This window comes from Streptomyces sp. NPDC048461 (assembly GCF_055587105.1).
The window spans coordinates 68,159-84,377 of record NZ_JBVJGW010000001.1 but is presented as its reverse complement, the minus strand read 5'-3'; the positions used below and the strand labels follow the sequence as shown (position 1 = coordinate 84,377).

The window sequence follows — 16,219 nt, the reverse complement described above, 5'->3', positions numbered from 1 at the left end:
CGTCCCCCGGCCCGGTCCGCCCGCCCGCAGCGGTCGCGCCGCCCCGGAGGGGCCTCCCACCCGTACGGTCCGCAGCCGTGCGCGCGAAGGAGCCACCATGTCGATGCTGCCCTACCTGCGTGCGGCCGTCCGCCCGGCGCTGCGCAAGAACGCCCCCGCCCAGTCCGGCTACGACACCACCCGCGACCCGTCCGCGAGCAGCGCGGTCGTCGACTGCGCCGTGTACCGGGACGGCCGGCGCGCGGCGCCCGGCCTGGGGGCGGCCTGCCTGACGCCCCGTGAGGCGATGCGCCGGGTCCGCGAGGACGGCGGTTTCGCCTGGATCGGCCTGCACGAGCCGACCGAGGCCGAGTTCGCGGGGATCGCCGCCACGTTCGGGCTGCACCCGCTGGCGGTCGAGGACGCGGTGCACGCGCACCAGCGGCCGAAGCTGGAGCGGTACGACGACACGCTCTTCACCGTCTTCAAGACGATCCACTACGTCGACCACGCCCAACTGACCTCCACCAGCGAGGTCGTGGAAACCGGCGAGGTGATGTGCTTCACGGGCCCCGACTTCGTGATCACCGTCCGGCACGGCGGCCAGGGCTCCCTCAAGGGCCTGCGCCACCGCCTCCAGGGCGACCCGGACCTCCTGTCGAAGGGCCCTTCGTCGGTCCTGCACTCCATCGCCGACCACGTCGTCGACGGGTACGTGGCGGTCGCCGCGGCCGTCCAGGACGACATCGACGAGGTGGAGAGCGCGGTGTTCGCCGCCCCCGCCAAGGGCGCCGCGCGCGGCGGTGACGCGGGCCGCATCTACCAGCTCAAGCGCGAGGTGCTGGAGTTCAAGCGGGCGGTCGCGCCCCTGCTGCGCCCGATGGAGCTGCTGAGCGAGCGCCCCATGCGGCTGGTGGACCCGGACATCCAGAAGTACTTCCGGGACGTCGCCGACCACCTGGCGCGGGTGCACGAGCAGGTCGTGGGCTTCGACGAGCTGCTGAACTCGATCCTCCAGGCCAACCTCGCGCAGGCGACGGTCGCCCAGAACGAGGACATGCGCAAGATCACCTCCTGGGCCGCGATCATCGCCGTGCCCACGATGATCTGCGGGGTCTACGGGATGAACTTCGAGCACATGCCCGAGCTCCAGTGGAAGTACGGCTATCCGATGGTGATGGCCTCGATCGTCGGCATCTGCTTCACCATCCACCGCGCACTGCGCCGCCACGGCTGGCTCTAGGGCACACCTCCCGGGGGCCCGTCCGGATCGGGCCGCGGGCCGCGCCGGGTCACCCCCTACTCTGGGGCGCATGACTCTCAGCGCACTCGACCTGGCCCTCGTCGAGGAGGCCACCAAGAAGTCCGGTCTCGTCTGGGTCCGCGGCGCCGGCGCCGACCGCGCCCTGTGGCACGCCTGGGTGGACGGGGCCGCGCACGTGCTGGGCGACGGGCCCGGCGAGCAGCCGTTCCCCGGGCTGGCGGACGGCGCGAGCGCCGAGGTGACCGTACGCAGCAAGGACAAGGGCGGCCGGCTGGTGGCCTGGACGGCGACGGTGCGCGAGCTCCCGCCGCGCGGCGAGGAGTGGGCGGCCGCGGTCGCCGAGCTCAAGGGCAAGCGGCTGAACGCGCCCGACTCCGAGGACATGACCGAGCGGTGGGCCCGCGAGTGCCGGCTGCTGCGCCTGGAGCCCGAGTCGGTCCGCGCGGAACTGCCGACCGGTTCCCTGGCCGCGGCCCCGACGGGCTCCCCGGCGACGACCCGCGAGCCCGTGCCGGCGGCCCTGCCGAAGCTGCTGCTGAAGCGGAAGCGGGCGGCCCGCCGCTAGGTGCCGGGGGCGGTTTCAGGGGCTCGTGGGGTTCGATCCCTGGCCCGCGCCCTGCCCGGCGCTCTGGCCCGCGCCCGGGCTCCGGGACGGGGCCGGGGCGGTGCCGCCACCGCCCTGGTCCTTGGTCGTCGGCAGCTGCGATCCGTAGTCCACCGTCTGGTCCTGGGCGGGCGGGTCGAGCGGGAACGCCTTGCCCCACTCGGCGAGCTCCACCCGGCCGGCGCCGCCCGCGCGCTCCAGGAGCAGCGGGTACGGGGTCCCCTCCAGGGACACGGCGAGCCTGCCGCCCTTGCCCTTGTCCCCCGTCACCTGGACGGCCCGCGTGTGCCCGACCTTGGTGTAGGAGCCCTTGGCCAGCTTGCCCTGGAGGCCGAGCAGCCCGTCCAGCAGCACGTCCATGTCGGTGAAGCCGCGGAACTGCTTGTACGTGGGGTCGCTCTCCGGCACTTTCACGTACTTGTCGCCGAGCTTCCCGGCGGAGTCGGACTGGCCCCAGAAGGCCGCGCTCGCCTTCAGGTAGAGCTGCTCCCCCACCCGCAGCACCTGGAAGGTGTCCTCCTGCGACTTCACCTCGCCGGAGCCGCCGTCGGACTTCAGCCGCATGTCGAGGGTGAAGGTCTTGCCGCCGCTCACCAGCGTGCCGGACAGGTGGACCGAGTCGGCGCCGGTCGCCGCGGCCTTCGCCTTCGCCTCGATCTTGTCGGCGGAGAGCTTGCCGACCCCGTTCGTCCCCTCGTCCGGGTCTTCCCCGCAGCCCGTACCGGTGACGGCGAGGCCCGCGCACAACGCACCGACGAGGGCGGCCCGGCGCAGCCGCGCAGCAGGGAAGTAGGCGGTCACGGGCACGTGCCTCTCGTCGGTCGTCTGCGGCCAGCAGGCAGCGTACCCGGCCGTGGCACGGCCCCCGGAGGCCCCCCGGGCAGGGCCGGGCCGGCCCCGGCCGGACCGCCCCACCAGGACGCTTTCCCGGGGCACGGGCTAGCCTGAGGGGCGGCAGGACTGTTGATTGACGCTCTAGGAGGCGCTCGGATGGCTGCAGGCGCCCCGCGGATCTTCGTCTCGCATCTGTCGGGTGTGCCCGTCTTCGATCCCAACGGCGACCAGGTCGGCCGCGTCCGCGACCTGGTCGCGATGCTGCGCGTCGGCGGCCGGCCGCCCCGGCTGCTGGGCCTGGTGGTCGAGGTGGTCAGCCGGCGCCGGATCTTCCTGCCGATGACCCGGGTCACGGGCGTGGAGTCCGGACAGGTGATCACCACGGGTGTCGTGAACATGCGGCGCTTCGAGCAGCGGCCCACCGAGCGGCTGATCCTCGGCGAGCTGCTGGACCGGCGGGTGCGCCTGGTCGCGGACGAGGAGGAGGTCACCGTCCTGGACGTGGCCATCCAGCAGCTCCCGGCCCGCCGGGACTGGGAGATCGACAAGATCTTCGTACGGAAGGGCAAGGCGGGCGCGCTGCGCCGGCGCGGCGAGACCCTGACGGTGGAGTGGTCGGCGGTGACGGGCTTCTCGCTGGAGGAGCACGGGCAGGGCGCCGAGAACCTGGTCGCCACCTTCGAGCAGATGCGCCCGGCCGATGTCGCGAACGTCCTGCACCACCTGTCGCCCAAGCGGCGCGCCGAGGTGGCGAGCGCCCTCGACGACGACCGGCTCGCGGACGTCATGGAGGAGCTGCCCGAGGACGAGCAGGTGGAGATCCTCGGGAAGCTGAAGGAGGAGCGGGCCGCCGACGTCCTGGAGGCGATGGACCCGGACGACGCGGCCGACCTGCTCTCCGAGCTGCCGGAGGACGACAAGGAGCGGCTGCTGACGCTGATGCGGCCCGACGACGCGGCCGACGTGCGGCGCCTGATGTCGTACGAGGAGCGCACGGCGGGCGGTCTGATGACCACCGAGCCGATCGTGCTGCGGCCGGACGCGACGGTCGCCGACGCGCTGGCCCGCGTGCGCCAGGCGGACCTCTCGCCGGCGCTGGCGGCCCAGGTGTACGTGTGCCGGCCGCCCGACGAGACGCCGACGGGCAAGTACCTGGGCACGGTGCACTTCCAGCGGCTGCTGCGGGACCCGCCGTTCACCCTGGTCAGCTCGATCGTCGACACGGGCCTGCCGCCGCTGCGCCCGGACGCCTCGCTGCCGGTGGTGACCAGCTACCTGGCCGCGTACAACATGGTGGCCGTCCCGGTGGTCGACGAGAGCGGCTCGCTGCTGGGCGCGGTCACGGTGGACGACGTACTGGACCACCTGCTGCCGGACGACTGGCGGGAGACGGACTTCCATTCCGAGGAGGCCGTCGGTGGCCACTGAGCGGGGACGCGGGGAGCAGGGGCGCGAGCGCCGCCGGGAGCAGAACCGGGAGCGGCGCGAGCAGGCACGGGCGCGCGGGCGCGACCACGGGCTGTCGGACCGGCTGGAGGACGCGGCGGACCGGGTGCGGGAGCGCGGCGAGCGGGCCGAGCGCGCGGAGCGGGCCGAGCAGCGGGCCGAGCGGGCGAAGGCGGCCGCCGCGACGGGCGCGAACGCGCTGACGCGCCAGCGGGTCCGCCTGGACCAGCCGCGGGCCCCGCGCCGGTCGCTGCTGCCCGAGTACGACCCGGAGGCGTTCGGGCGGCTGTCGGAGCGGGTGGCCCGCTTCCTCGGCACCGGCCGGTTCATCGTCTGGATGACCCTGGTCATCATCGTCTGGGTGCTGTGGAACATCTTCGCGCCGGACGACCTCCGGTTCGACCAGTACCCCTTCATCTTCCTGACGCTGATGCTGTCGCTGCAGGCCTCGTACGCCGCTCCGCTGATCCTGCTCGCGCAGAACCGGCAGGACGACCGCGACCGCGTCAACCTGGAGCAGGACCGCAAGCAGAACGAGCGCTCCATCGCCGACACGGAGTACCTGACGAGGGAGATCGCGGCCCTGCGGATGGGTCTGGGCGAGGTCGCCACGCGCGACTGGATCCGCTCGGAATTCCAGGACCTGATCAAGGAGATGGACGAGCGCAGGCTGTTCCCCGACGAACGTGACGAAGCCGACCGCTAGCGAGCTTTCCCGAGCCGTGCTACCGAGCCGTACCATCGGGGCATGGCTACCGACACAAGCTCCGCCGACGCCGCCGTTCCGGAGCAGGACGCGATCCTGGACGCGCTGGCGACGGTGAACGACCCCGAGATCCACCGGCCGATCACCGAGCTCGGCATGGTCAAATCGGTGGAGATCGGCGACGGCGGCGCCGTCGCGGTCACCGTGTACCTGACGGTGTCGGGCTGCCCCATGCGCGAGACCATCACGAAGAACGTCACCGAGGCCGTGGAGCGGGTCGCCGGGGTCACCTCCGTCGCCGTCACCCTCGACGTGATGAGCGACGAGCAGCGCAAGGACCTGGCGACGACCCTGCGCGGCGGCACCGCCGAGCGCGAGGTCCCGTTCGCCAAGCCCGGTTCGCTGACCCGCGTCTACGCGGTCGCGTCCGGCAAGGGCGGCGTCGGCAAGTCCTCGGTCACCGTCAACCTGGCCGCGGCCATGGCCGCGGACGGGCTGAAGGTCGGCGTGGTCGACGCGGACATCTACGGGCACAGCGTGCCCCGGATGCTCGGCGTCGAGGGCCGCCCCACCCAGGTCGAGAACATGATCATGCCGCCGTCGGCGCACGGCGTGAAGGTCATCTCCATCGGCATGTTCACCCCGGGCAACGCGCCGGTGGTGTGGCGCGGTCCGATGCTGCACCGGGCCCTGCAGCAGTTCCTGGCCGACGTGTTCTGGGGCGACCTGGACGTGCTGCTGCTGGACCTGCCCCCGGGCACCGGCGACATCGCGATCTCGGTGGCCCAGCTGGTCCCGAACGCCGAGATCCTCGTGGTCACCACCCCCCAGCAGGCCGCGGCCGAGGTCGCGGAGCGGGCCGGGTCGATCGCCGTGCAGACCCACCAGAAGATCGTCGGCGTCGTCGAGAACATGTCGGGCCTGCCCTGCCCGCACTGTGACGAGATGGTGGACGTCTTCGGTTCGGGCGGCGGCCAGAAGGTCGCCGACGGGCTGACCAAGACCGTCGGCGCGTCGGTGCCCGTGCTGGGTTCGATCCCGATCGACGTCCGGCTGCGCGAGGGCGGCGACGACGGCACTCCCGTGGTCCTGTCCGACCCCGAGTCCCCGGCCGGTGCGGCCCTGCGGGCGATCGCGGGCAAGCTGGGCGGCCGCGCGCGCGGACTGTCGGGCATGTCCCTGGGCATCACCCCGCGCAACAAGTTCTGAGGCCGGGCGGGCCGGGCCCGTCACCGGACGTGCGAAAGGCACCGCGGGGTTTCCCGCGGTGCCTTTCGCGTGGTGCGTGTCGGGTGGTGTCCCCGCCCCTTCCGGGGCCGGTCCGGGGCTACTCGTAGGTGCCGAGGTCCTCGATCGCGGCGAAGCCGATCCCGTACGCGCTCATGCCGCGGCCGAAGGCTCCGAGGTGCACGCCGCTGCCGGTGGAGCCGGCCAGCACCCACCCGAACTCCGACTCGCGGTAGTGGAAGGGCGTCGGCTCCCCGTCGACCGGCAGGGACAGCATCGACCAGTCCTCGCCGTCGAGGTCGTCCGCGAGCTCCCACGCGGCCTCGGTCTGCTGGTCGAGCCAGTCGCTGCGCAGGGAGTGGTCCATCTGCCCCGGCCAGCTGTACGCCAGCAGCCCCGAGCCGGCCAGCCAGGCCGCCGAGGAGACCGAGGTGGCCTCCAGGACACCGGTGCCGTCGGCGCTGCGGCGCAGCGGGTTGCTCGCGACGGTGACGACCACCGCGAAGCGCTCCTTCTCGCCGGTGGCGATCTCGCCGCGGGCGGACGGCTCGTCGCCGTGCCCGGTCGAACCGTGCTCCACCGTGCCGTCGGCGGCGGTGCCGACCTGCATGAGCCAGCGCCGTCCGGCGAAGGCGTCGTCCAGCCCGTACCAGGGGAAGTCGGCGGCGAGGAAGCCCTCGGCCGTCCGGCGGGCCGCCGGGACGGGAGCGGCCCCGTCCTGCGGCTGTACGGAGGGGTCCTGCGGGTCCTGCGGGTCCTGCGGTGCGGCGGCGGGGGCGTCGGCTGGCTGCGTCCCTACCCGGCTACTGCTCGTCGTCTCCATCTGCGCGGCCTCTCGTTCCGTCGGGTCCGTCGGCGGCCCGCCCCCCTCGGGCGTCCTGCGTCCGGACAGATGGAGGATAGCCACCGGACCCGGGTTCACCGGGCAGGGCGCGGCTCAGGTGGCGTCGGCGTCGAAACGGGCGGGCTGCTCGGCGGCCGGGGCGGCGGGCTTCTTCAGCAGGTCCGGGCCGGTGCCGGCGGGCGTGGCGGCCGGGGTCGCGGGGGCCGGAGCGGCCTCGGTCTCGCGGCTGTTGACGGCGTCGGTGACGTCGTTCAGTTCCTTGCGGAGATCGAAGCTGCTGCGGATCTCCTTGAGGTCCTCGTTCTCGCCCAGCTGCTTGCGGATGAAGGTCTTCGGATTCAGGTCCTCGAACTCGAAGTCCTTGAATTCGGGGCCGAGTTCGGAGCGGATGTCCTGCTTCGCACTGTCCGAGAAGGAGCGGATCTTCCGGATGATGCCGGAAACGTCCTGAATGACCTTGGGCAGCTTGTCGGGGCCGAAAATGAGGATGGCGAGCACCACGATCGTGACAAGTTCGAGTGCGCCTATGTCGTTGAACACCTTGCCGCTCCTCGGCTCTCTTCACTTCGGGCCTGGACACACGGTACCCGCCGTTCTCCGCGGGCCCATACCTGCGTACCGCATCGACCACGGTTTCACCCGGACGTCAGGCGCGCCTCACGAGCCGTTCGCCGATCCGAGGACCACTTCCAGGGTGCGCTCGCGGCCCTCGCGCAGCACGGTGAGGGTCAGCGGATCTCCCGGACGGTGGGCGCGGATCTTGATGATGAGCTCGTCACCACCGCGTACGCGCTGCCCGTCCACCTTGGTGATCACGTCCCCGGCCCGGATCCCGGCGCGCGCGCCCGGCCCGTCGGCGACGACGGACGGCTTGCCGTCGGCGCCCTTGTCCCCGACCCGGGCTCCGTCGCCCTTGTACTGGAGGTCGAGCGTGACCCCGATGACGGGGTGGGTGGCGCGGCCGGTGCGGATCAGTTCCTCGGCGACGCGCTTGCCCTGGTTGATGGGGATGGCGAAGCCGAGGCCGATGGAGCCGCCCTGCCGGTCGGGATCGTCCTTGTCGGCGCCCCGGATCGCGCTGTTGATGCCGACCACGTGGGCCTTGGCGTCGAGGAGGGGGCCGCCGGAGTTCCCGGGGTTGATGGGGGCGTCCGTCTGGAGCGCGTCGACGTAGCTGACGTCGCTGCCGTCGCCCTTGTCGCCGCCCGCGGTGACGGGCCGGCCGGTGGCGCTGATGATCCCGGCGGTGACGGTGTTGGAGAGGTCGAACGGGGCTCCGATGGCCACCACCGGGTCGCCGACCTGGACGTTCTCCGAGTTCCCGAGGCTCAGCGGGCGCAGCCCGCGCACCCCGCTGACCTTGACCACCGCCAGGTCGTACCCGGTGTCGCGGCCCACCAGCTCGGCGCTGACGCTCTCGCCGGTGCTGAAGGTGACGCCTATGTCCTTGGCGTCGCCGACGACGTGGTTGTTGGTCAGGATGTGGCCCTGGGCGTCGAGGACGAATCCCGTGCCGGTCCCGCTCCCGTCGGTGGACCGCACGTGCAGGGTCACCACGCCGGGCAGGGCGGTGGCCGCGATCCCGGCCACGCTCCCGGGCGCCCGGCCCGCGGCCGCGACGCCCGCCTGCGGCAGTTCCAGCCGGGTGCTGCTCTGCCGCTCGGCGACCACGCCGAGGTACCCGCCGATGCCGCCGGCGAGCACGGCGACCCCCACGCCGAAGGCCACCAGCTGCCACGGGCCGACCCCGCGGCGCTGCCGGCCCCGGTCCACGACCTGGAGGGGCTGGTCGCCCCAGGGGTCGTACCGCACCACGGGCGCGGCCGGAGCGTCCGGCTCGGCCCCGAGGGCCGCACCGGTGTCCGCACCGGGTTCGGGACCGGCCTGCGGTCCGGACTCCGGACGCGGTGCGGGGACCCCCTCGCGGCGGAGTTCCGCCGTGCCCTCGGGCCGGCTCCACCACAACGGTGCCGGATCGGTCTGCTGGCTGTCGGCCATGGGTGCTCCCCGCCTACCTGTGCACATGTGCCGCAGATTCAACCAGGTCCCGGGTCAGCGCAGGAGGGAGACCGGTCGAGCCGATGCCGGCGGGGAGGGGTGGAGCGGCGGGAGCGGCGTCGGCAGGGACGCCAACAGGCTGGGCCCGGGGACGGCTGCGGGCGTGGGACGGCGGTCGCGGACGACCGCGTCGGCCACGGACACGGCCGGTCCGGGTCGGGTGGCGGGGACGGGGGACTCACCGCGGACGTTCGGGTCCGCGGCCTCCAGCGGCAGCGAACCGCCCAGGGCGAGCGCCGCCAGCGAGACGGCTCCGGCGGCCACGAAGGCCAGTCGGCGGCGCGGTCGGCCCACCTCGTGGATGCGGAACCCCTGCTGCTCGGACCGGGGCGCGGCCGGCAGGGCGTACGCGAACGACCCGAACGGATCGGCGCCCGGCGCAGCTCCCGGGCCCGCGGGACCGGAGGGGCCCTCGGGTCCGCTGCCCGGCAGGCCCTGGAGCCGCGCGAGCAGCCCCGCGGACAGCGGCGGCGGCGCGCTCTCGACGAACATGGTCTTCAGACGGCGCTGGGCATCGGCCTCGGCCTTGCACTTGGCGCAGGTGGCCAGGTGGGCGAGGACCCGGTCGCGCGCGTCGTGCTTGAGCTCCCCGTCCACCAGGGCGGCGAGGCGGTCGCCCAGGTGCTGTTCCGCGGGGGACGGACTGGCTCCGCTCACTCGGCTCCGCCCTCTCCCCCGGTGCCCGGCGCGCCCACGGACACGCCGGCCAGCGCGCGCTGCTCGGCGCGGGCCTCGGGAGACCGGTGCTTGAGCGCCTTGCGCAGGTGGGAACGGCCGCGGTGGATGCGGCTGCGCACGGTGCCGAGCTTCACGCCGAGGGTGGCGGCGATCTCCTCGTACGACAGGCCCTCGATGTCACACAGCACCACGGCGGCACGGAACTCCGGCGCGAGGGTGTCCAGCGCCTGCTGGACGTCCGCGTCGAAGTGGGTGTCGTGGAGCACCTGCTGGGGGGACGGCTCCCGGCTCGGCAGCCGCTCGGCGGCGTCGTCCCCGAGCGCGTCGAAGCGGATCCGCTGCTTGCGGCGGACCATGTCCAGGAAGAGGTTGGTGGTGATCCGGTGCAGCCAGCCCTCGAAGGTGCCGGGCGTGTAGGTGGACAGCGAGCGGAAGACGCGGACGAAGACCTCCTGCGTCAGGTCCTCGGCGTCGTGCTGGTTGCCGGTCAGACGGTAGGCGAGGCGGTAGACCCGCGCGCTGTGCGTGCTGACGATCTCCTCCCACGAGGGAGGGGTCCACGCCTGCGAGCCCGCATCGGCGGCAAAGGTCGCGGTGGGTGCGGTGTCGGCGGTGTGGAAGCGGTCAGCAATGTCGGTCACGGATTTCGGCTCACCCGCCGACCGGAAGAGACGCCGGATGACGCCCCCACGATCCACAGGCGCAGCCGCACCTCCCCTGTCGGCTCTGGTGGTGTCCAGTGGATTCCCTACCATAGCCACCCCCTCCGTCAGCTTGGGATAAGCGTTTTTGCATTAACTTTGCACGGGGCCCGGTCCCCAGAACGGCCCGGATCGCCGATCTGCCCGGCGCCGTCCCTTCTGATCCCGTCTCCACCCTTCACAACGCCCGGTCCCATCTGCGGGTTCCCGACCTCAGCGGATACAGTCACCGTTGCGCCAACTATGGGGACAGGAGAGGGTCATTACCGGCAACCGGCAGACGAGCTGGGCGTTCGCCGACGCGTTTGTCGCCGAGGACGACGCTCTGCGATGGGCCCGTGACCGGTCCAGGGAAGCGGGCCTGCGCTCCGTCTCCCCCGGAACCGGGGCTGCGCTGCGCCTGCTCGCCGCCACGGCGGACGCCAAGGCGGTCGCCGAGATCGGTACGGGGACCGGTGTTTCGGGCATCCACCTGCTGCACGGGATGCGCGCCGACGGGGTGCTGACCACGGTCGATCCCGAGGGCGACCGGCAGGCCTTCGCCCGCCAGGCGTTCCGCGCCGCCGGTTTCGCGGGCAACCGCGCCCGCTTCATCCCGGGCCGCGCGCTGGACGTGCTCCCCCGCCTCGCCGACGGCGGGTACGACCTCGTGTTCTGCGACGGGGACCCCGCCGAGTCCCTCGACTACCTCGCCGAATCGTTGCGCCTGCTGCGCCCCGGTGGGCTGGTCTGCTTCGAGGGGGTCTTCTCCGACGGCCGTACGGTCGACTCCGCGGCCCAGCCGGTGGAGGTGCTCCGGGTCCGCGAGCTGCTGCGCAGCGTCCGCGAGAGCCCCGCGCTGGAGGCCGCCCTTCTCCCGGTGGGCGACGGCCTGCTGTGCGCCGTGCGGCGCTGAGCGGCCGGCGCCGTACGCCGCGTCAGCGCAGCAGGGCGAAGGTGAGCGCCGCCGTGCCGCCCAGGGCGGCGCCGGCGAGGAGCTGGGCCGGGGTGTGCGCCCGCAGGACGAGCCGGGACCAGGCCATGGCCGCGACGACCGGCGCGGCGGCCAGCGCGGCCGGGCCGAAGACGAGGAACAGGATCACGACGGTGCCGCCGGCCACCGACAGGTGGAGGGATATCTGCCAGCCGATCGTGACCAGCAGCGAGGCCACCAGGCCGACGAGCATCGCGACGACCAGCGCGAACACGTCCGCCGGGGCTCCGAGGACCCGTAGCAGGGTGATGCCGGCGACGACGGAGACGAGGCTGAGGGCCATCGGGACGATCCGCTGCCGGCGCACCCGGATGTGCTGGTCGGTGAGCGCGCCGCGCCGGACGCCGAGGGAGATGATCCCGATCGGGACCGCTCCGCAGAACAGCGCGGCGAGCAGCCCCCAGCCGAGCCCGGCGGGGGATCCGGTGCTGTGCCGGCCGATCAGCAGGAGCTGGGCCACCACCAGGTTCGCCGGCGCGAGCACGTCGGAGAGGATCCGCGCGGCCTTCTCGCGCGCGGTGCAGTCGGCGAAGGCGGGCGGCGCGGGCGGCGCGAAGGTCACGTGGGCTCCGGCGTACGGGGACGGACGGGCAGGCAGGCAGGCAGGCGGACGGACGAACGGAGACGGGCGGACGGGCCGGGACACAGCACTGCCCCGGCCGCTCGTCGGGACGAGCGGCCGGGGCAGTGCGGAGAACGCAGAGGGTGCCGACGTGTCAGCCGACGACCTTCTTCAGGGCGTCACCCAGGGCGTCCGCTTCGTCGGGGGTCAGCTCGACGACAAGCCGACCGCCGCCCTCGAGCGGTACGCGCATGACGATGCCCCGCCCCTCCTTGGTGACCTCGAGCGGGCCGTCGCCCGTCCGCGGCTTCATGGCCGCCATGCTCGTTCCCCTTCCTGAAACCACATCGTCAGCCGACGGCACCGTTCAGGCGCCTAGTACCCGGCATCGAACACATTGCTTCTTGGCCATTATCCCGCATGTCAGGACCCGATGACCAACATCGGCTGTGAACGGTTGGGCAACGCGCTCGACCAAAACCACTCATTTCGGGGACCCGCCTGCGATACTTCGCCGCTGCCCCCTGGTATCGGCATCCGCTTTCTTTGACGCACATCACATGTGCGCGTGCGGCCCGGTCCGCCATGCTGGCCCTTGCACCCGCCGATACCGGCCGGTAGCCAAGCCCGCGACGAAGGGGGACCCCCTGCCATGGCCGACAGCGTGCTCTACGAAGTGACCGACGGACTCGCCACCATCACGATCAACCGTCCGGACGCGATGAACGCCATGAACACCGAGGCCAAGGTCGCCCTGCGCGACGCGGTCCGGGCGGCGGCCGGGGACACCGCGGTGCGCGCGGTGCTGCTCACGGCGGCGGGGAACCGGGCCTTCTGCGTCGGCCAGGACCTCAAGGAGCACATCGGCAGCCTCGCGGCGGACCGCGAGAGCGGCTCCTCGAACACCATGAGCACGGTCGCCGAGCACTACAACCCGATCGTCCGGGCGCTGACCGAGATGCCCAAGCCGGTGGTCGCCGGAGTGAACGGCGTTGCGGCCGGTGCGGGCTTCGGGTTCGCCCTGGCGGCGGACTTCCGGGTCGTCGCCGACACCGCCTCCTTCACCACCTCGTTCGCCGGCGTGGCCCTGACCGCCGACTCCGGTGTGTCCTGGACGCTCCCCCGCCTGATCGGCGCGTCCCGCGCGAGCGACCTGCTGCTGTTCCCGCGTCCGGTCCGCGCCCAGGAGGCGTACGAGCTGGGCATCGCCAACCGCCTCGTGCCCTCCGAGTCCCTGCACGCCGAGGCCGAGGCCCTGGCGCGCACGCTGGCCGCCGGCCCGACGGTGGCGTACGCCGCGCTGAAGGAGTCCCTCGCGTACGGGGCCTCCCGCTCCCTCCCGGAGGCGCTGGAGCGCGAGGAGGCCCTCCAGGCCCGCGCGGGAGCCTCCGAGGACCACGCCATCGCCGTCCAGGCCTTCCTGGCGAAGCAGCCGCCGGCGTACCTGGGCCGCTGACGTGCCGGGCCGCTGACCGGGGCGTCTCCCGGCGGGGCTCAGGCCCCGCGGGAGACGCAGTCCGCGAGGTGGTCGTCGACCAGCCCGCAGGCCTGCATGAGGGCGTAGGCCGTGGTCGGGCCGACGAAGCGGATGCCCGCCTTCTTCAGGGCCTTCGCCAGGGCCGTGGACCCGGGGGTCACCGCCGGGACGTCGGCCGTCGACCGCGGGGCCGGACCGGGTTCCTCGGGGGCGTACGACCAGACGAGCGTGTCGAGCTCGCCCGGCTCCCATCCGGCCAGCACCTTCGCGTTGGCCAGGGTGGCCTCGATCTTGGCCCGGTTGCGGATGATCCCCTCGTCGGCCAGCAGGCGCGCGGCGTCCGCCGGGCCGAACTCCGCCACCTTCGCGATCTCGAACGAGGCGAAGGCCGTGCGGAAGCCCTCGCGGCGGCGCAGGATCGTCAGCCACGACAGCCCGGACTGGAAGGCCTCCAGGCACAGCCGCTCGTACAGCGCGTCGTCGCCGTGGACCGGTCGGCCCCACTCCGTGTCGTGGTACGCCACGTAGTCCGGGGTGGACAGCCCCCACGGGCAGCGCAGGCCGCCGTCCGGACCGGCCACCGCGCCGGTCATCGCCCGGCGTCCTTGGTCAGGTCGACGTGCCCGCCGGTCAGGTCGACGGCTCCGGCGGCGGCCGGGCCCGCCGCGTCGGCGGGCTCCTCACCGGCCGCGGCGCCGGGCGCGGCGCCGTCCCGGTCCGCGGTCAGCAGGGCGATCCGCGCGTCGCGCTCCGCCAGCTCCGCCGCCAGGCGTTCCAGTACGTCGTCCACCTCGGCCATCCGGTAGCCGCGCGGCGCGACGGGCAGCCGCAGCGCGTCGATGTCCGCCCGTACGACGGGCCGGGTCTCCGGCAGCCCGTCGGCCACCCGGTCCGGCTCCGCTTCCGGCAGGACGGCCTCCGAGCCGCCGCCGACCACCGCGAGGGTGACCGCTGCCACGACCACGACCAGCGCGATCATCAAGAAGAAGAACACGATCAACTCCCCTGAGAGACTCCGGCCACCAGGTTAAGGTCGCAGGCGAGGCGCGAGGGCCGCCGAAGGAGGAAAGAGCAGGATGCTGCGACTGGGCAGGCACGAGTTCGACACCCACGAGCCGGTGATCATGGCCATCGTGAACCGGACTCCTGACTCCTTCTACGACCAGGGCGCGACGTTCCGCGACGAGCCGGCGCTGGCGCGGGTCGAGCAGGCGGTGGCCGAGGGCGCCGCCATCATCGACGTCGGCGGCGTCAAGGCGGGCCCGGGCGAGCACGTGGACGCGGTCGAGGAGGCCCGGCGCACGGTCGGCTTCGTGGCCGAGGTCCGGCGCCGCCACCCGGACGTGGTGATCAGCGTGGACACCTGGCGGCACGAGGTCGGCGAGGCGGTCTGCGAGGCCGGGGCGGACGTGCTGAACGACGCCTGGGGCGGGGTCGACCCCCGCCTCGCCGAGGTCGCCGCCCGCTACGGCGCGGGCCTGGTCTGCACCCACGCGGGCGGGGTGGAGCCGCGCACCCGGCCGCACCGGATCGCGTACGAGGACGTGATGGAGGACATCCTGCGCGTCACCGTGGGCCTGGCGGAGCGCGCCGCCGCCCTCGGCGTGCCGCGGGAGTCGATCATGATCGACCCGGGCCACGACTTCGGCAAGAACACCCGGCACTCCCTGGAGGCCACCCGGCGGCTGACCGAGATGGCGGACACGGGCTGGCCGGTGCTGGTCTCGCTGTCGAACAAGGACTTCGTCGGCGAGACCCTGGACAAGCCGGTCAAGGAGCGCCTGCTCGGCACCCTGGCCACCACGGCCGTCTCGGCCTGGCTGGGCGCGCAGGTCTACCGCGTCCACGAGGTCGCGGAGACCCGGCAGGTCCTGGACATGGTGGCCTCGATCCAGGGCCACCGGCCCCCCGCGGTCGCCCGCCGGGGCCTGGCCTGAGCGCGGGGCCTGGCCTGAGCGCGGGGCCTGGCCTGAGCCCGGGGGCGGGACGCATCCGGGGCGGGGCTGATCCCGGGGCGGGGGCCCGCCCCGGGGGCGGGTCCTACTTCCCGACTTCCTTCGTCACCAGCGCGATGGCCTCGTCCACGTCGTCCGTGACGTGGAACAGGTAGAGGTCCTTCTCCGAGGCCTTGCCCTGGGCGATCACCGTGTTCTTCAGCCAGTCGATCAGACCGCTCCAGTACTCCGTGCCGAACAGCACGATCGGGAAGCGGGTGATCTTCTGCGTCTGCACCAGGGTGAGCGCCTCGAACATCTCGTCCAGCGTGCCGAGACCGCCCGGCAGCACCACGAAGCCCTGGCTGTACTTCACGAACATCGTCTTGCGGACGAAGAAGTACCGGAAGTTCAGGCCGAGATCGACGTGCTCGTTGAGCCCCTGCTCGAAGGGCAGCTCGATGCCGAGGCCAACGGAGATGCCGTTGCCCTCGCGGGCGCCCTTGTTGGCCGCCTCCATCGCGCCCGGGCCGCCGCCGGTGATGACGGCGAAGCCGGCGTCGACCAGCGCGCGCCCGATCCGTACGCCCGCTTCGTACTCGGGCGAGTCGACCGGGGTCCGCGCCGAACCGAACACGCTGATCGCCGGGGGCAGCTCGGCGAGCGTGCCGAAGCCCTCGATGAACTCCGACTGGATGCGCAGGACCCGCCAGGGATCGGTGTGCACCCACTCGGAGGGGCCGGCCGAATCCAGCAGCCGCTGGTCCGTCGTACTGCCCGCCTGCACCTGGCTGCGCCTCCTCAGCACCGGTCCGAGCTGCTGCTCCTCGGGCCGGTGACGAGCGGACGCGTCGGGATTGCCGTGGTTGCCCATGATGTGCTCCCTCCTGCTGATCGTTGGATCAGGGTAGGCGCACGAAGGTGACGAGAAG

General features: G+C 73.1%; 19 protein-coding genes. 8 read left to right on the top strand and 11 right to left on the bottom strand.

What is annotated here, in order from left to right:
• Positions 1-97 precede the first annotated feature (97 nt).
• Together ACZ6S8_RS00400 and ACZ6S8_RS00395 are read left to right on the top strand one after the other, a co-directional pair.
• Positions 98-1,222 carry a magnesium and cobalt transport protein CorA gene (locus ACZ6S8_RS00400; RefSeq protein WP_469451112.1) on the top strand — a complete coding sequence of 375 codons (1,125 nt, stop codon included), beginning with the start codon at positions 98-100 and terminating at the stop codon, positions 1,220-1,222.
• A 70-nt stretch (positions 1,223-1,292) separates the two neighbouring features.
• Positions 1,293-1,808 carry a hypothetical protein gene (locus tag ACZ6S8_RS00395; RefSeq protein ID WP_469451110.1) on the top strand — a complete coding sequence of 172 codons (516 nt, stop codon included), beginning with the start codon at positions 1,293-1,295 and terminating at the stop codon, positions 1,806-1,808.
• 15 nt (positions 1,809-1,823) lie between these two features.
• Here the strand turns inward: ACZ6S8_RS00395 and ACZ6S8_RS00390 are convergent, their stop codons facing one another.
• Positions 1,824-2,648, bottom strand: coding sequence for a hypothetical protein (locus tag ACZ6S8_RS00390; protein WP_469451847.1), 825 nt, complete (start codon positions 2,646-2,648; stop codon positions 1,824-1,826).
• 189 nt (positions 2,649-2,837) lie between these two features.
• On the opposite strand from ACZ6S8_RS00390, the gene ACZ6S8_RS00385 reads away from it, so the two are divergent.
• From ACZ6S8_RS00385 to ACZ6S8_RS00375, 3 genes are all read left to right on the top strand, one after another.
• Complete coding sequence (locus tag ACZ6S8_RS00385; RefSeq protein ID WP_386522809.1) at positions 2,838-4,109, top strand: magnesium transporter MgtE N-terminal domain-containing protein; 1,272 nt, start codon at positions 2,838-2,840, stop codon at positions 4,107-4,109.
• A gap of 217 nt (positions 4,110-4,326) precedes the next feature.
• A complete protein-coding gene (locus tag ACZ6S8_RS00380) occupies positions 4,327-4,833 on the top strand; it encodes a DUF1003 domain-containing protein (RefSeq protein ID WP_469451845.1) in 507 nt (168 codons plus the stop codon).
• Positions 4,834-4,875: 42 nt separating this feature from the next.
• Entirely contained in the window at positions 4,876-6,042 is a 1,167-nt protein-coding gene (locus ACZ6S8_RS00375) for an Mrp/NBP35 family ATP-binding protein (RefSeq protein WP_383917939.1), read from the top strand.
• A gap of 118 nt (positions 6,043-6,160) precedes the next feature.
• On the opposite strand, the gene ACZ6S8_RS00370 is transcribed toward ACZ6S8_RS00375, so the two are convergent.
• The 5 genes from ACZ6S8_RS00370 to sigE all read right to left on the bottom strand — a co-directional run bounded on the left by ACZ6S8_RS00370 (position 6,161) and on the right by sigE (position 10,395).
• A complete protein-coding gene (locus ACZ6S8_RS00370; protein ID WP_469451108.1) occupies positions 6,161-6,883 on the bottom strand; it encodes a hypothetical protein in 723 nt (240 codons plus the stop codon).
• 114 nt (positions 6,884-6,997) lie between these two features.
• Positions 6,998-7,444 carry a sec-independent translocase gene (locus ACZ6S8_RS00365; RefSeq protein WP_469451106.1) on the bottom strand — a complete coding sequence of 149 codons (447 nt, stop codon included), beginning with the start codon at positions 7,442-7,444 and terminating at the stop codon, positions 6,998-7,000.
• Between the two features lie 117 nt (positions 7,445-7,561).
• Entirely contained in the window at positions 7,562-8,902 is a 1,341-nt protein-coding gene (locus ACZ6S8_RS00360) for a S1C family serine protease (protein WP_469451105.1), read from the bottom strand.
• A gap of 54 nt (positions 8,903-8,956) precedes the next feature.
• Positions 8,957-9,619, bottom strand: a complete 663-nt coding sequence (locus ACZ6S8_RS00355) for a zf-HC2 domain-containing protein (RefSeq protein WP_469451104.1) — start codon at positions 9,617-9,619, stop codon at positions 8,957-8,959.
• Positions 9,616-10,395: an RNA polymerase sigma factor SigE gene (sigE, locus tag ACZ6S8_RS00350; RefSeq protein ID WP_469451102.1), complete on the bottom strand. Its 780-nt coding sequence runs from the start codon at positions 10,393-10,395 to the stop codon at positions 9,616-9,618. Before sigE ends, ACZ6S8_RS00355 begins: the two co-directional genes overlap by 4 nt.
• Positions 10,396-10,573: 178 nt before the next feature.
• Between sigE and ACZ6S8_RS00345 the strand changes: the two genes are divergently transcribed.
• Positions 10,574-11,236 (top strand): O-methyltransferase, encoded by a 663-nt coding sequence (locus ACZ6S8_RS00345; protein ID WP_386522826.1) that lies wholly within the window; start codon positions 10,574-10,576, stop codon positions 11,234-11,236.
• Between the two features lie 22 nt (positions 11,237-11,258).
• Here the strand turns inward: ACZ6S8_RS00345 and ACZ6S8_RS00340 are convergent, their stop codons facing one another.
• The gene (locus ACZ6S8_RS00340; RefSeq protein ID WP_469451101.1) at positions 11,259-11,876 is read right to left on the bottom strand and encodes a hypothetical protein; all 618 of its coding nucleotides are present in this window, start codon (positions 11,874-11,876) and stop codon (positions 11,259-11,261) included.
• A 154-nt stretch (positions 11,877-12,030) separates the two neighbouring features.
• Positions 12,031-12,198: a DUF3117 domain-containing protein gene (locus tag ACZ6S8_RS00335; protein ID WP_003966491.1), complete on the bottom strand. Its 168-nt coding sequence runs from the start codon at positions 12,196-12,198 to the stop codon at positions 12,031-12,033.
• A gap of 330 nt (positions 12,199-12,528) precedes the next feature.
• Between ACZ6S8_RS00335 and chcB the strand changes: the two genes are divergently transcribed.
• Positions 12,529-13,332: a 2-cyclohexenylcarbonyl CoA isomerase gene (gene chcB / locus ACZ6S8_RS00330; RefSeq protein WP_469451099.1), complete on the top strand. Its 804-nt coding sequence runs from the start codon at positions 12,529-12,531 to the stop codon at positions 13,330-13,332.
• Positions 13,333-13,370: 38 nt separating this feature from the next.
• Here chcB and ACZ6S8_RS00325 read toward each other — a convergent pair whose 3' ends face one another.
• Both ACZ6S8_RS00325 and ACZ6S8_RS00320 read right to left on the bottom strand, forming a co-directional pair.
• Entirely contained in the window at positions 13,371-13,946 is a 576-nt protein-coding gene (locus tag ACZ6S8_RS00325) for a DNA-3-methyladenine glycosylase I (RefSeq protein ID WP_469451098.1), read from the bottom strand.
• On the bottom strand, positions 13,943-14,353 hold the full coding sequence (locus ACZ6S8_RS00320) for a DivIVA domain-containing protein (protein WP_469451097.1): 411 nt from the start codon (positions 14,351-14,353) through the stop codon (positions 13,943-13,945). The genes ACZ6S8_RS00325 and ACZ6S8_RS00320 overlap by 4 nt, the downstream gene beginning before the upstream one ends.
• A gap of 76 nt (positions 14,354-14,429) precedes the next feature.
• On the opposite strand from ACZ6S8_RS00320, the gene folP reads away from it, so the two are divergent.
• Positions 14,430-15,290 (top strand): dihydropteroate synthase, encoded by an 861-nt coding sequence (folP, locus tag ACZ6S8_RS00315; protein ID WP_469451095.1) that lies wholly within the window; start codon positions 14,430-14,432, stop codon positions 15,288-15,290.
• Between the two features lie 103 nt (positions 15,291-15,393).
• Here folP and ACZ6S8_RS00310 read toward each other — a convergent pair whose 3' ends face one another.
• Positions 15,394-16,161: an LOG family protein gene (locus tag ACZ6S8_RS00310; protein WP_267718180.1), complete on the bottom strand. Its 768-nt coding sequence runs from the start codon at positions 16,159-16,161 to the stop codon at positions 15,394-15,396.
• Positions 16,162-16,219 lie beyond the last annotated feature (58 nt).